General features: G+C 69.1%; 10 protein-coding genes. 3 read left to right on the forward strand and 7 right to left on the reverse strand.

Going from position 1 to position 14,581, the window contains the following annotated elements:
* Positions 1-110: 110 nt before the first annotated feature.
* Genes FFS52_RS06485 through FFS52_RS06495 form a run of 3 tightly spaced genes read right to left on the reverse strand, consistent with a single transcriptional unit; the run spans position 111 to position 4,662 of the window.
* Positions 111-3,398, reverse strand: coding sequence for an error-prone DNA polymerase (locus tag FFS52_RS06485; RefSeq protein ID WP_137809216.1), 3,288 nt, complete (start codon positions 3,396-3,398; stop codon positions 111-113).
* A gap of 57 nt (positions 3,399-3,455) precedes the next feature.
* Positions 3,456-4,259 (reverse strand): enoyl-CoA hydratase, encoded by an 804-nt coding sequence (locus FFS52_RS06490; RefSeq protein ID WP_068971750.1) that lies wholly within the window; start codon positions 4,257-4,259, stop codon positions 3,456-3,458.
* Positions 4,260-4,299: 40 nt separating this feature from the next.
* Positions 4,300-4,662, reverse strand: a complete 363-nt coding sequence (locus FFS52_RS06495) for a metalloregulator ArsR/SmtB family transcription factor (RefSeq protein WP_004021707.1) — start codon at positions 4,660-4,662, stop codon at positions 4,300-4,302.
* Between the two features lie 92 nt (positions 4,663-4,754).
* Between FFS52_RS06495 and FFS52_RS06500 the strand changes: the two genes are divergently transcribed.
* Positions 4,755-6,698 carry a heavy metal translocating P-type ATPase gene (locus tag FFS52_RS06500; RefSeq protein WP_212743648.1) on the forward strand — a complete coding sequence of 648 codons (1,944 nt, stop codon included), beginning with the start codon at positions 4,755-4,757 and terminating at the stop codon, positions 6,696-6,698.
* Here FFS52_RS06500 and FFS52_RS06505 read toward each other — a convergent pair.
* Positions 6,634-7,371, reverse strand: coding sequence for a hypothetical protein (locus FFS52_RS06505; protein ID WP_137809217.1), 738 nt, complete (start codon positions 7,369-7,371; stop codon positions 6,634-6,636). The genes FFS52_RS06500 and FFS52_RS06505 overlap by 65 nt on opposite strands.
* Before the next feature lie 204 nt (positions 7,372-7,575).
* On the opposite strand from FFS52_RS06505, the gene FFS52_RS06510 reads away from it, so the two are divergent.
* Together FFS52_RS06510 and FFS52_RS06515 are read left to right on the forward strand one after the other, a co-directional pair.
* Positions 7,576-9,519 (forward strand): SDR family oxidoreductase, encoded by a 1,944-nt coding sequence (locus FFS52_RS06510; RefSeq protein WP_137809218.1) that lies wholly within the window; start codon positions 7,576-7,578, stop codon positions 9,517-9,519.
* Positions 9,516-10,598: an alanine racemase gene (locus tag FFS52_RS06515; protein WP_137809219.1), complete on the forward strand. Its 1,083-nt coding sequence runs from the start codon at positions 9,516-9,518 to the stop codon at positions 10,596-10,598. Before FFS52_RS06510 ends, FFS52_RS06515 begins: the two co-directional genes overlap by 4 nt.
* 1 nt (position 10,599) lies before the next feature.
* On the opposite strand, the gene FFS52_RS06520 is transcribed toward FFS52_RS06515, so the two are convergent.
* The 3 genes from FFS52_RS06520 to FFS52_RS06530 all read right to left on the reverse strand — a co-directional run bounded on the left by FFS52_RS06520 (position 10,600) and on the right by FFS52_RS06530 (position 14,434).
* On the reverse strand, positions 10,600-11,829 hold the full coding sequence (locus FFS52_RS06520; protein WP_137809220.1) for a UPF0158 family protein: 1,230 nt from the start codon (positions 11,827-11,829) through the stop codon (positions 10,600-10,602).
* A gap of 83 nt (positions 11,830-11,912) precedes the next feature.
* A complete protein-coding gene (locus FFS52_RS06525) occupies positions 11,913-13,586 on the reverse strand; it encodes a DNA polymerase Y family protein (RefSeq protein WP_068971744.1) in 1,674 nt (557 codons plus the stop codon).
* On the reverse strand, positions 13,586-14,434 hold the full coding sequence (locus tag FFS52_RS06530) for a hypothetical protein (RefSeq protein ID WP_171011569.1): 849 nt from the start codon (positions 14,432-14,434) through the stop codon (positions 13,586-13,588). Before FFS52_RS06530 ends, FFS52_RS06525 begins: the two co-directional genes overlap by 1 nt.
* Positions 14,435-14,581 lie beyond the last annotated feature (147 nt).

The raw sequence follows: 14,581 nt of genomic DNA on the forward strand, positions 1-14,581 counted from the left end.
CGTGGCACCGCCGATGAGCGCGATCTTGCTCTTCGGGACCCGGCATCGCTCTTCCTGTTTCTTCGTGAACACCGATCCGTCTCGGACCTCCCGGCGCGTCCGCCGGAGGACTACTGCCAATCCCGGGATCTGCTCCCCACCCGAAGATCCATGCGCTGCAGTCGATCTGCCACGACGGTCACAGCACCTTCGGCGTTCTGCACCCGGCCGCGGATCAGCAGAGCGGGTGCCGTCTGAGCGAGTACACGGTACCGCGCCCACAACCCGACCGAACACACCACGTTGACCATCCCGGTCTCGTCTTCGAGGTTGATGAAGGTCACCCCGGACGCGGTGGCGGGACGCTGCCGATGGGTCACCGCGCCACCGACCAACACGCGCGAACCGTCGGGCACCGACAGCAGGCGATCGGCGGCCAGCACACCCATCGCGTCGAGCCGGGGACGCAGGAACTGCGTCGGATACGACGTGGGGGTGATCCCGGTGGCCCAGGCGTCGGTGGCCGCCAGCTCGACGTCGGAGAGACCCGGAAGCGTGGGGGTCGCCTGCGCCGATTCCAGGGCCAGCTGGTCGTCGCGCACCGTCGCGGCGGCCCCGGCCTCCCACAGGGCCTGACGCCGGCTGAGGCCGAACCCGTCGAAGGCGCCGGCACCGGCGAGCCCCTCGAGTTCCTTGGTCGTCAACCGGGCGCGCCTGGAGAGATCGATGATGTCGAGGTAGGGGCCATCGGACCGACGGTCGACGATGCGCTGCGCCGCCTCCTCTCCGACGCCGCGCACCCCGTCGAGACCCAACCGGACATCGAGACCCTCGTTCTCCAGGGTGGCGTGCGCGAGTGAGGCATTGATGTCGGGGCGATGGACCGCGACACCGTGCCGTCGGGCGTCGGCCACCAGGGTCTGCGGTGAGTAGAAACCCATCGGTTGCGCCCGTAACAGCGCGGCGCAGAACGCCGCCGGGTGATGCAGCTTGAACCACGACGAATAGAACACCAGCGACGCGAAGCTCTGCGAATGACTCTCCGGGAAGCCGAAATTGGCGAACGCGGCCATCTTCTCGAAGATGCGGTCGGCGATGTCCCCGGTGATGCCGTGCAGGTTCTCCATGCCCTCGTAGAAACGTTGCCGCAGACGCTCCATCTTCTCCGGCGACCGTTTGGAACCCATCGCCCGGCGCAACTGGTCGGCCTCGGAGGCGTCGAATCCGGCCACGTCGACGGCCAACTGCATCAGCTGCTCCTGGAACAGCGGCACCCCCAGGGTGCGTTCGAGCGCCCTGCTCATCGACGGATGCTCGACCGTCACCGGCTCTTCCCCGTTGCGCCGTTTGATGAACGGATGCACCGAGCCGCCCTGGATGGGGCCGGGCCGAATCAGGGCCACCTCGACGACGAGATCGTAGAAGCAGCGCGGTTTCAGCCGCGGGAGGGTGGCCATCTGCGCACGGGACTCCACCTGGAACACGCCGACCGAGTCGGCGCGACAGAGCATCTCGTACACAGCGGGTTCAGCGAGGTCGAGGGTGGCGAGGTCGACGTCTATCCCCTTGTGTTCGGCGACCAGGTCGATCGCATAGTGCAGCGCGGAGAGCATGCCGAGACCCAGCATGTCGAATTTGACCAGCCCGATGGCGGCGCAGTCGTCCTTGTCCCACTGCAGCACGCTGCGGTTCTCCATCCGCGCCCACTCCGTGGGGCAGACATCGGCGATCGGCCGGTCGCAGATCACCATTCCGCCGGAGTGGATGCCCAGATGCCTTGGCATCCCGAGGATCTCACCGGCGAGTTCGGTGACGTCGGCGGGAGCGGTGTCGGGCATCTTGGCCCAGGCGTCCTGCTGGCCGGGCGCGTACCCGAGCGCCCGGGCCATGTCCCGGATCGCCGACTTCCCCCGGTAGGTGATGACGTTGGCGACCTGCGCGCTGCGCTCCCGGGTGTAGCGGCGGTAGACGTACTGGATGGCCTCCTCGCGTCGGTCGGACTCGATGTCGATGTCGATGTCGGGCGGGCCGTCGCGCTCGGGGGCCAGGAACCGTTCGAAGAGCAGCGTGTTGGCGACCGGGTCGACGTTGGTGATCCCGAGGGCGTAACAGACGGCCGAGTTGGCCGCACTCCCCCGGCCCTGGCACAGGATGTCGTTGGCCTTGCAGTAGTCGACGATGTCGGCGACCACCAGGAAGTAGCCGGGGAACGTGAGCGTCTCGATGATGGCGAGCTCGTGCTCGATCTGCCGGTAGGCCTGCGGATGTTCGGCGGGGGTGCCGTACCGGCGGCGTGCCCGGGTCATGGTGAGTTCGCGCAACCAACTCGCCTCGGTGTACCCGTCGGGGACGTCGAACGGCGGCAACTGCGGCGCGATAAGGCCCAGATGGAATGCGCAGTCCGCGGCGATGTTCACCGCGTTGTCGATGGCATCGGGATGCGCGGGCAGCAGGCGGGCCATCTCGTCACCGCTGCGCAGGTGCGCTCCGGCGACCCCGGGCATCCACCCCGAGATGGTGTCGATGTCGGTGCGGGCCCGAACGGCGGCCATCGCCATCGCCAGCCGCCGGCGTCGCGGCGCGGCGAAATGGGCGCCGGTGGTGGCGACGGTCGGCACGCCCGCACCGGCGGCGAGGCCGGCGAGCACCGCATTGCGTTCGTCGTCATCGGCCATGCCCTGCGCGGTCAGCTCGACGACGACGTTGCCGTGGCCGTAGGTCTCGATCAGTTCCCGCAGCGCCTGCTCGGCGGCCGGGATGCCGCCGCGATCGAGGGCGCGTCGCAGAGCACCCTTCCGGCACCCGGTGAGGATGAGCCAGTGCCCGCCACCGGCACCGGCCAGGGTGTCGCGGTCGTAGCGGAGCAGCCCCTTCTCCCCGGCGACCATGTGCGCGGCGGCGATGGTCCGGGACAGGCGCCGATAGCCCTCACCGTCCCGGGCGAGGACCAGCAGATGCTCTCCCGGCGGATCGTTCTGACCCGTCCGAGCGACGTCGGGCTCCAGCGACAACTCGGCGCCGAAGACGGTCGGCATCTCGAACTCGCGGGCCGCCTCGGCGAAGCGCACGATGCCGTAGAACCCGTCGTGATCGGTGACGGCCAGGGCGCGGAGACCGAGTCGTTGCGCCTCCTCGACCAGCTCTTCCGGCATCGACGCACCGTCGAGGAAGCTGTACGAACTGTGCGCGTGGAGTTCGGCGTAGGACACCGCCGAGGAGCCGCGCGCGATGTCCTCGGCCTGATAGGCGCCGCGCTTGCGCGACCACGCCGGACTGTCACCCCCGTCGCCGGGAAACGGTGCCCATTCGCTGAGATCCGGGCCGAATTCGGTGCCTGGCCGGTCGGCGTTCCCGGGCGCTCGGCCCGCGAGCACCCGCTCCATCTCCGACCATGTCGGAGGCCCTTGATCCCAGCCCACTCACAGAGTTTATCGAACATGAGTTCGATACGACAGCGGGACTGCCGCCCCCGTCGATCAGCTGTTGTTGACCCGGCCACGCTCGACGATGCCGGACCGACGGTCGGCCACCCGAGCAGGGTCGAAACCTGCCATCCACTCGACCGAGGTGTGTTGTTCTGCATCGAGTGCCGGACCGACGAGATGATCCTCGGCACGCCGATACGAGTCGAGCATCGTACGTACCGCGAGCTGGTCACTTCCGGCGATGGACACCGCGAGGTCCATCGCCGAGGCCATCAGCTGATCATGGGCCACCACCTCGGTCACCAAACCGACCCGCAGCGCCGTCTGGGCATCGACGAACTCCCCGGACAAGCTCATGCGGCGTGCGAAACCTCGGCCGACCGCTTCCGGCAATCGGGATGTCAGCCCCCAGCCCGGCAACACCCCGACCCGTGAATGGGTGTCGACGAAGCGAGCCCGTTCGGACGCGATCAGGACATCGCACGCGAGGGCGAACTCCAGACCACCGGTGGCCGCAACGCCGTTGACGGCGCCGATGATCGGCTTCGAGATGGGGCGCCACGGATGCCCGACAGGTACGTCCGCATGATCGAGCAGTCGAGCACTCTCGGTCGACGAGCCCAACTCGGCCAGGTCCAGGCCGGCACAGAATGCCGACCCCGCGCCGGTGAGGATGACGACGTCGACGTCATCGGCGTGATCCGCGTTCGCCAACTCGGTTCGGAGAGCGTCGATCAGGCCGGAACTGAGCGCATTCCGGACCTCCGGACGGTTGAGGACGAGCGTCCGCACTCTTCCGGATTGCTCGATCAACAGAGGCGGTTCGACCGGCGTGGACGTCTGATCACTACTCATGCGCTGCCTTTCGGTTCGTCGCCTGCGCGTGCCGCCGGGGTCAACCCGCCGACGGCGGACGCTCGGCGAGCCCGAGCCGCAGGTGTTCACTGTGGTAGACGGCCTCGTCGAGCAGCTGGGCCACATGACTGTCGTACAGGCTGTAACTGATCGACCGACCCGATCGCGTGCCGGTGACCAGTCCGAGATTCCGGAGCAACCGGAGCTGATGGGAGACCGCGGACTGCTCCATACCCACGGCGTCGGCGAGATCGGTGACCGAACGCGGACCGGAGCGCAACGCGGTGAGGATCAGCAATCGGCTCGGGGTCGCGAGCGCCTGCAGCGTGGTGGCGACATGCACAGCCGACTCCGGGTCGAGCCGCGCAGCCGGCCGCATCCCCTCGTCGATGCCGTGTCCCATGCAGCGAGATGCTACCGGTTGCCCTTCACATGAATATATCTTCATATGAACTGTTACTGTCAGGATCTGGTCGGCGGCAGACGGGAGACACGATGGGCGCGACGAGAGCGACCGACACGACGGGACGCGCGGCACCTGACGATGCACCGGGACAGCGAGCCGAACGCGGGAGCGTCGTCCCGCCGTCGTTGATCCGGACCGGGCTCCGCCTGCCCGAGGTGCGCCGAGCGGGTATCGCGCTGGCTCTGTTCCTCGCGGGGTGGTTGCTCCAACTCGGCAACGCGCCCGAATGGTCGTGGTGGACCGTGTTTCTCGCGTGCTACCTGAGCGGCGGGTGGGAACCGACCCGGTCCGGCCTGCAGGAACTCCGGCAGCGACGACTCGACGTCGATCTGCTGATGATCATCGCCGCCATCGCGGCCGCGTCGATCGGACAGGTCGTCGACGGCGCGCTGCTGATCGTGATCTTCGCGACCTCGGGCGCACTGGAGGTCGTCGTCACCCAGCGCACCGCCGACTCGGTGACCGCGCTGCTCGGGCTGGCCCCCGAGCGGGCCACCCGCCATGCAGCCGACGGCACGACACACGAGGTCGACTGTCGCGACCTCGACGTGGGACAACAGATCCTCGTCCGACCCGGTGAACGGATCGGCGCCGACGGAGTGGTCGTCCGCGGCCGGAGCGAGGTCGACCAGCAGGCGGTGACCGGCGAATCGGTACCCATCGTGCGCGAGGCCGGTGACGAGGTGCTCTCCGGCACCGTCAACGGCACCGGCGCCTTGATCGTCGAAGTATCACGTTCGGCGTCGGAGTCGGTGATCGCGCGCATCGCGACACTCGTCGCCGAGGCCTCCGAGACGAAGGCGCCGACCCAGCTCTTCATCGAGAAGGTCGAGCAGGCATACTCCGCCATCGTCGTGGTCGCCACACTTCTGGTGCTGGGCATCCCGATGCTGTTGTCCGACAGCGCCTTCGATGAGGCCCTGCGCCGAGCCATCGTGTTCATGATCGTGGCCTCACCCTGCGCTGTCGTCCTGTCGACGATGCCGCCGCTGCTGGCGTCGATCGCCAACGCCGGCCGCCACGGCGTCCTGGTCAAGTCCGCCGCGGTGATGGAGTCGGTCGGACGGACCTCCGTCGTCGCCTTCGACAAGACCGGCACCCTGACGGAGGGACGCCCCCAGGTCGTCGACGTGACGGCACTCGACGGGCGCGATCCGTCGGAGGTACTGGCACTCGCCGCAGCGGTCGAGCACCCCAGCGAACACCCGCTGGGTCGCGCGGTCGTGACGGCCGCGGCCGACCGCGGGCTGGATGTCGAACCGGTCGACGACTTCCGGGCACTTCCCGGGCGCGGCGTCACCGGCACGGTCGGTGGACGCCGGATCACCGTCGAGCGCACGTTCGCCGCCTCGACCGGCACCGTGGTCGGCGTGCTCGTCGACAACGTGGAGATCGGTCGGGTCGAGCTCGTCGACCGTCTCCGGGACGATGCGGCCGACGCGGTACGTCTGATCGGCGACGTCACGTCGGGTCCGGTCCTCCTGCTGACCGGCGACCGCCCGTCGGTCGCGGCCGACGTCGCCGCCCGGACCGGCATCGACGAGGTGTACGCCGACCTCCTGCCGGAAGACAAGGTCCGGGTTGTCGGCGAGGCGGGCGGGCACGTGCTGGTGGTCGGCGACGGGATCAACGACGCACCGGCGCTCATCGCAGCCGGGACCGGCGTCGCGATGGGGCGCCGTGGGGCTGATCTCGCAGTTCAGACGGCCGACGCGATCATCGTCCGCGACGATCTCACCGCGGTCGCCGCACTGATCCGGTTGTCACGCCTCGCCCGTCGCTACGTGATCGCCAACCTCTGCATCGCGGCGACCGTGATCGTCGCGCTCGTGACCTGGGACCTGATCGGAACCCTGCCTCTCCCCCTGGCCGTGGCCGGTCACGAGGGTTCCACCGTTCTGGTCGCCCTCAACGGCGCACGTCTGCTCCGGAGTTCTGCGTGGTCGGGGTCTCGGGGTGCACAGTCGGCGTAATCGGACGCACAGTCGACGGTTTCGGGCGCACAGTCGAGTTCGCGGCGCTGACGCCGTCGTCGCGCCAGGCTTCGGTGATCGCCCAGATCGCGAGACCGAGACCCAGGATGATCCCGTGCGCGATGCGCACCGGCCCCGGCGCGAAGAACTGCGGGAGGAAGAGCAGGAGCCCGATCGCGGTCAACCGGACACCCCACCGTTGCGGCGACGCAGCCCGGCCGTCGTCCCGCACGAGCCGAACCGCCACCCACCCCAGCAGCACCCATCCGGCGACAAAGGTCACGAGCGGGACCGGCGACATCCGGAAATCGTCGGGAACCGCCATCGCGGCCGGATCACCACCCGAGGTGACCCACTGACCGACGGCGTTGAGCGCGAACGTCTCCGCGCCGTAGTACGGGAGGAGCAGACAGGTCGCGAGCCAGGCGAGCAGCTCGGTCGACCGTCGTCGCGGATCGTCGGCTCCCCGGCGCAGAGCGATGGCCAGGGCGACGAATCCGATCATCGCCGCCACATGTGCGGCGACCCAGCTCGGGGAGCCGAGATGCCGGGCGCCGGCGACTCCGACCTCCGGGCCGAAACCGCGCAGCAGCGGATACAGCAGGAAGGAGAGCGCCGCGAGACCGAGTAGTGCGGACCGAGGGGGCAGTGCGAGGCGAGAAGCGGGGTCCATGAGCCAGTCCGTTTCAATTCGTGAGCAGTGCTCTCACTATTAGAGAGCACTGCTCACGAATGGTCAACACCGGCGACTCGCGACGGGACGAACCGTTGCCATCGCCGCAAGTTGGTGTCACTCTGAGTACCAGACACATCCGCGGCCCGCGGGGCGCGGACAGCCAGCGGGCCGTCGGCCCGCCCATCTGATGGGATCTCTCACATGACGAGCTACTTCATCACCGGGGGCAGCGGATTCATCGGACGTCGCGTTCTCGATCGCCTCCTGACAGCCTCTCCTGACGACACGATCCACGCCCTGGTTCGCGAGTCGTCACGCGCGGCCTTCGTCGCGATGCTCGACGACCTCGGCGCCGGCGACCGCGTCACACCCGTGGTCGGCGACCTGACCGCGCCCGGGCTCGGCATCGCGCCCGACGCGGTGCCCGCGATCGACCATGTCATCCACCTCGCCGCGATCTACGACATGGCCGCCGATGCCGAGTCCCAGCGCGCCGCCAACGTCGTCGGGACCTCGCGCGCCGCCGACTTCGCGATCGCACACGATGCGCTGTTCCACCATGTCTCCTCGATCGCCGTGGCCGGTGACCACCGTGGGCGCTTCACCGAGATGGATTTCGAAGTCGGACAGGGATTTCCGACTCCGTACCACCGCACCAAATTCGAGGCCGAGCGCGTGGTCCGCGATCGTGAGGGACTCCGCTGGCGCGTCTACCGGCCGTCGATCGTGGTCGGCGACTCGCGTACCGGCGAGATGGACAAGATCGACGGCCCCTACTACTTCTTCGGCCACCTGGGAGCGCTCGGCCGGCTGCCCTCGATGCTGCGGTTGCCGATGCCCGACCTGGGGACGCTGAACATCGTGCCCGTCGACTACGTCGCCGACGCGATGGTCGCCCTCATCGGCGTCAATCCCACTCGCAGTGGATTGGTGTTCCATCTCAGCGACCCGAAGTCGCTCACCACCACCGAGATGTACAACGCGCTGGCACCGGCATTCCGCGCCCCGCGCGGCTTCGATGCCATTCCGCGGGCGGCGGTGGAACCCGTGATGGCGTTGTCCGGCATGGGGATCGCGCGCGTCGGACGCAACCTCGTCGCCGCGCAGCAAGGCGTACCCGGGGCACTGCTCGATGCGGTGACGATCCCGGTCGACTTCCGCGCCGACACCACCGTCGCGGTTCTGCACGACCTCGGCATCACCGTGCCCGACTTCGCCGAATACGCTCCGCGCCTGTGGACCTACTGGTCGCGACACCTCGACCGGTCGCGCAACCGCCGCACCGATCCGCGCGGGCCGCTCGTCGGCAAGAACATCCTCATCACCGGAGGGTCGAGCGGGATCGGCAAGGCCACCGCCCGGATGTGTGTCGCCCGCGGCGCCAACGTCCTCATCGTCGCCCGCAATGCCGAGGAACTCGCCTCGGCGACAGCGGAACTGAACTCGACGACGAGCAAGAAGGGCATCCCGCCCGGCCAGGTGACCTCGTATCAGTGCGACATCACCGACGAGGAATCGGTCAATGCCCTCGTCAAGACCGTCCTGGCCGCACACGGTCACGTGGACATCCTGGTCAACAACGCCGGGCGGTCGATCCGTCGTGCCACCGTCAACTCGGTGGACCGGTCGCACGACTACCACCGGGTGATGGCGGTCAACTACTTCGGCGCGGTGAACCTCGTCCTCGGATTGCTGCCGCACATGGTCGCCCGGCAGGCAGGCCACGTGGTGAACGTGACGTCGGTCGCGGTGCAGTCGCGTGGCCCGCGGTTCGGCGCGTACGCGGCGTCGAAGGCCGCACTGGAGGCCTTCAGCGACGTCACCGGCACCGAGACCGTCTCCGACCATGTCACCTTCTCCAATGTCCGCCTCCCCCTGGTGAAGACGCGGATGATCGCGCCCACCGAGGCCTACGACAACCAGCCCGGGACCTGGAATGTGGACCGCGCCGCGGCGCGCGTCCTGCACGCCATCGTCGACCGGCCCAAACGCGTCGACTCGCTCGTCGGGCTCGTCGCCGAGATCGGGCACCGGGTGACCCCCGGACTGACCACCCGCATCCTGCACCAGGAATTCCTCGTGTTCGGCGAATCGGCAGCGGCGCTCGGTCGGTCGGATCGTGATGCCGGCGGGAAGAATTCGTGATCGACACCCCTTATCTCGAGGTCGACGTCGACCGCATGACGCGTAACCTCACGTTCCTCGCCGACCGTGCGCGATCGATCGGCGTCTCGGTGCGTCCGCACGTCAAGACCCACAAGTGCGCCGAGATCGCCCGCATGCAGCTCGATCTCGGTGCCGCGGGTCTGGCGGTGGCGACCATCGGCGAGGCCGAGGCCTTCGCCGACGCCGCCGAGATCACCGCGTGCACAGACATCTTCATCGCCTACCCGATCTGGCCGACACCGGCGAAGGCCGCCCGGTTGCGCACTCTCGCGGACCGGGTGTCGCTGCGGGTGGGTATCGACTCCGTCGAGGGCGCACGGCATCTCGCAGCGCTGCTCGGCGAGCAGCGGATCGAGGCACTCGTCGAGGTCGACTCCGGGCAACACCGCACCGGGACCGCACCGGGGGACGCCGGAGACGTCGCGACGGCGGGCGTGTCAGCGGGGCTCGACGTCGTCGGCGTCTTCACCTTCCCCGGCCACGGCTACGGCGTCGGCGACACCCGCCGGCGGGCCGCGGAACAGGAGGTGGCGGCACTGCGTACGGCGGCGGAGAGCCTACGAGCGCAGGGCATCGATCCGCGGGTGCGCAGCGGCGGGTCCACACCCACCGTCGAATTCGTCGGCGACCCCACGTACGCGGGCGTGCTCACCGAGATCCGTCCGGGCGTGTATCCCCTCAACGACGCCCAGCAGGTCGAGATCGGCACCTGCGGATTCGACGACGTCGCACTGACGGCGGTGGCGACCGTGGTGCGGATCGAACCCGGACGGATCGTCGTCGACGCGGGCAGCAAGATCCTCGGCGCCGACCGAGCCGCCTGGGCGACCGGGCACGGACGCCTCCTCGATCACCCCGACGCCCGCGTCGTGCAGTTGTCCGAACATCATGCGGTGGTGGAGTTTCCGTCGGAATCGACGTCGGCCCCCCGGTTGGGCGACGTGATCCGGGTGGTGCCGAACCACGTCTGCACTGCGGTCAATCTCGTCGACGAACTGGTGGCGATCGACGGCTCGGACAGCCGGTGGCCGGTCATCGCGCGGGGGCGCAACAGTTGAGTCAGATCGGTCGGATGCCTTCACGGACCAGGAATTTGCGTGCCCGTCCGAACTTGCGGTCGGTGGAGAACGCATACCACTGCTGACTCACACCCGCTTCGTGGACGACGTCCCGGAACCTGCGGAACGCACCTCGTCCCTCGATCGCGCGCTCCAGACGGTTTCGCAGGTCGGGATCGGTGGTGCGCGTGGCGAAATCGGCCATGTCCCGCCAGCTGTCGCGCGAACCGATGCAGTCGAAGCGCAGCCAGCGGTCCGGGTCCTCCTCGACGTCGATCTCCTCATCGAGCACGCCCGGGTCGAGCATCTCGTCGTTGTACACCCAGCCGGTGCTCAGGTCGATGAGTCCGCCGGTTGACCGGTTCGGATCACCCTCCATCTCGTCGCTGAGCATCTCGAGATCCACGGCGATCGGCCGTCCCGGCGCGGGTTCCCCGCGCAGGCTCGCGAGTAGTTCCTCGGCGAGTTCGGCGTCGCCGGCCTCGCCCCGTCGGTTGAGTTGTTCGACGATCGACACGGCCACCGGTTCGGCTCGCTCGCGGCGCTTCTGCAGTGCCATCGGTACCCCGGGGCCGACCTGCTGGAGTGCGTCGTGCAGATCGCATCCGATGACGGCATCCAGGAAACGATCGGCATCCGACGACGCGATCGACCCGCGCACCTCGCCCAGATCGAGTTCGCGTATCTCCTTCTGCGCGGGCCACTGGCCGACGAGCATCGGATGCGGAACGGTGGGGCGTGGTGGCGTCTCGTCGTCCCCATCGGCCGTCCGTCGACCGTACTGATCCGGGATGTCGCCCCAACCGAAGTACGCCAGCGGCGCTTTCGGTTTGATGCCCAACACGTCCACCGGGTCGACCTTCAGGTCTCCCACGACGCACCGATGGGTCCACCCGTCGCCGAGATCGAAGGTGTACTGGAACTCGGAACCGGTAGATGCGAACGCGGCGACCTTGGCCGTGGCGATGTCCACGGGCTCGGAGATCGGGCCGCCGATACCACCGGCCAGGTCGGCACCGAGCGCGGCGTCGGCGACCACCCTGCCGTCGTCCAGGGTGAACAGTGACAGATGGGAACGATCCCATCGAGCGAACGCGTCATCGATGGCGGACGCCAGATCCTTGAACGTGTGCGCCGGTCCGACCGCGAAAACCCTTCCGGGCCAGGGCCACAACTCAACGTCGCGACCACCGAGCAGTTCCACTGTCACCGACAACCAGGTACGTGCCATGCGTTGAGAGTGGCATTTTCGAGGCGAACGCGCACGCTTTCGGTCGCGGCGTTTCTTCTCGAAGGCCACTCCGCGGGACGCAGTCACTCGTAGACACCTTCGACGATCCACTCCCCGGCGCGGTAGCACAGCAGCAGAGCGCGCGAATCGTCGAGCAGCACCTGCGCCCGCGCGGTCAGTCCCGTCTCGGCGGCTCCGGTCGGCACCGAGGCCCCGGCGGGCCGGTCGGCGCCTCCGACCGGCCAGGGCCCGGCCCACCAGCACAGGCCCCAACTCGACCGGCGCGCCCGGGACGAGGCCAGCGCGACGGTCACCGGTTCGGCGGTGAAGGCCCCGCGATCGGTCACCTTCACCGGTTGCCCCACGGCGTCGAGCACGTGGATCGCGGTCTCCACCAGCACCGTCGGGCTGGGTTGTGGCAGGCGTCCGGGCCACGGCGCCGACGGATCCCGGCGCGGAGCCGGCTCGTCGCCCAGGGAGACCATGGTGATCCGTTCGGCGGGTCCGCGACCACCGCTCAGCACGGGAATACGGACCGCATCCCCGCCCAGCAGCCCCTGTATCCGCACCAGCGAACGCCGGGCGCGCTCCTCCACATCCGGTTCACCGGCCAGCCCGCCACGGGAGAGATCGTCGGTGAGCTGATAGTGCAGGGCCCCGGCCTCGACGACCTCGACCGGTTCGAGCCGCAGGCGGACGATCGGCGAGTCGGGTCGGGCACTGCTCCTCGCTGCGCGCGGCTCGACCCGCGGGGAAGTGGGCCGCGCCGCGCCGGTCAGCCACCCCTCGAGTTGCCATCGGATACGATCCGCGGTCGTCTCCGGCGTCAGCGGTTGGGCACATCGCCAGGTTCGCGAATGCTGTTGTCCGCGTTCGGTGGTCGCGATGATGGTGAGTCGCGTGCAGGCCACCGCGGCATCACGCAGGCGTCGGTGCAGCACGTCGGCGAGGGTGCGACCGATGAACGCCGCGACGTCGATGCGGTCGACCGGCGGGTCGCAGGTGTGGTCGACGTCGAGTTCGGCCGGCACACCACGTGACGACGGGACACGCCCCGGCAGCGCATTGGCCAGCCGGTGCGCGACGACCGCATCCCGGGCGAACCGGGTGGCGACGTCGGTGACGGACATGTCGGCGAAGGCGCCGATCGTGCCGATCCCCAACCGGCGCAGCAACTCCACGAGATCGGCACGGGACGGATCGCTCATGCTGGGTTCGACGGCGAGGTCGGCGACGGGGCGGCCGGCGAGGTACTCCCGGTCACCCCCGGGCTCCACCTGATGCCCGTGCCGGGCGGCGAGGACGGCGGTGAAGATCTCGTCGGCGATGCCGACCTGCGACTCGATGCCGCACGCCGACACCACGTCGACGAGCTCCTCCGCGAGGGCCTCCATCCCGCCGAAGTAGCGGGCGGCACGGTCGCCGGCGATCACCAGGAGACCCGGCCGGAGCACTTCGAGGGCGGGGATCACCTCGGCGACCGCGGCGACCACCGGTTCGAACAGCCGTCCGTCCCGGTTCTCGTCGGCGGCGACCACGGTCATCTCCGTGCACGCCGCCTGCGCCTGTCGCTTCCGCATTCCCCGCCGCACACCGGCGGCCCGTGCCGAGGCCGAACAGGCCACCACCCGATTCGCCGACAGCACCGCGACCGGATGCAGCGGGGGCAGATCCGCCTCGGCCGCCGCGGCCATCGCCGGCCAGTCCGGGCACCAGAGCGCGAGGATACGCCGGGACCCCTGCTCTCCGGAGGGCATCAGTTCGCCACCGCGAGCACCGGGGAGACGGTCGTCGCCGCGACCATCTCGACCGTGCGATCGGCACCGTGGCCCGTGGCCCGGAGTTCGACCTCGGTGCTCTCGGATCGCCGGCCGCGGCCCGACACCGTGACCTGCAGCCGCATCCCGCCGATGCGGCCGTAGCCGCTGCGTGCGGAGTCGAGACCGGCCGCGCGGGAGGCGGGAGCAGACCGGCCGGGCAGGACCGGACTGTGCCGGTAGGTGAGGACACGGGCCTCGAGGGCCAGTTGCGCACCCGGCCATGCACCACCGGTCACCAGCAGCACCGACGACTGCTTGCGCACGCGGCCCATGACCACCCGGGCACGCGAGGGGGCCACCATCTCGTTCCGCGGGCGAGCACCCTCGCCACCGCTCCCCAGGTCCAGGATCACCAGGTCCATACCGTCGAGCAGCACCGCTGCCACCTCGACGGGGTCGGGACCGGGATCGGGGATGGTGGCGATGCGGGACAGGTCGGCGCCCATCTCCGCCGCGGGCAGCAGACTCAACCGGGGCAACCCGACGATCCCCACCTGTCCACCCGCACGGGTCACCGAAGCGATCATCGCGATCAGCACCGAACGGGCGCCGTCGAGCCGGGCCACCGACCCTCGCGGAATACCGTTGTGCGGCAAGATGTCCGACAACGATTCCGGCACGGGAAGGACACCCACCGACCGGTCTCGGACCTCGACCACCCGCTGGTCGGGCCGACCGGACATGGCCGCCATCCGCCGGCGCAGACCCGCCAGCTCGTCGGCCCGGCCACCGGCCGCCGTATCGGTCACGGCATCGGTCACGGCCACACCAGCAGACACATCCATTCCGGCACCCTCCAGTCGACATGAGTAGTTCTCGAGCGAGCCGGGAAGGTGCGCGCCATCAGGGTTCTCGACACAGTTCCCGAACGATCCCGAGGAGGCCCCTCGTCCGCCGATCATTCGAACACTGTTTCGATTGTTCGAGAGTAG

Source organism: Gordonia sp. ALPHA1B1 (assembly GCF_005502615.1).
Taxonomy (GTDB): domain Bacteria; phylum Actinomycetota; class Actinomycetes; order Mycobacteriales; family Mycobacteriaceae; genus Gordonia; species Gordonia hongkongensis.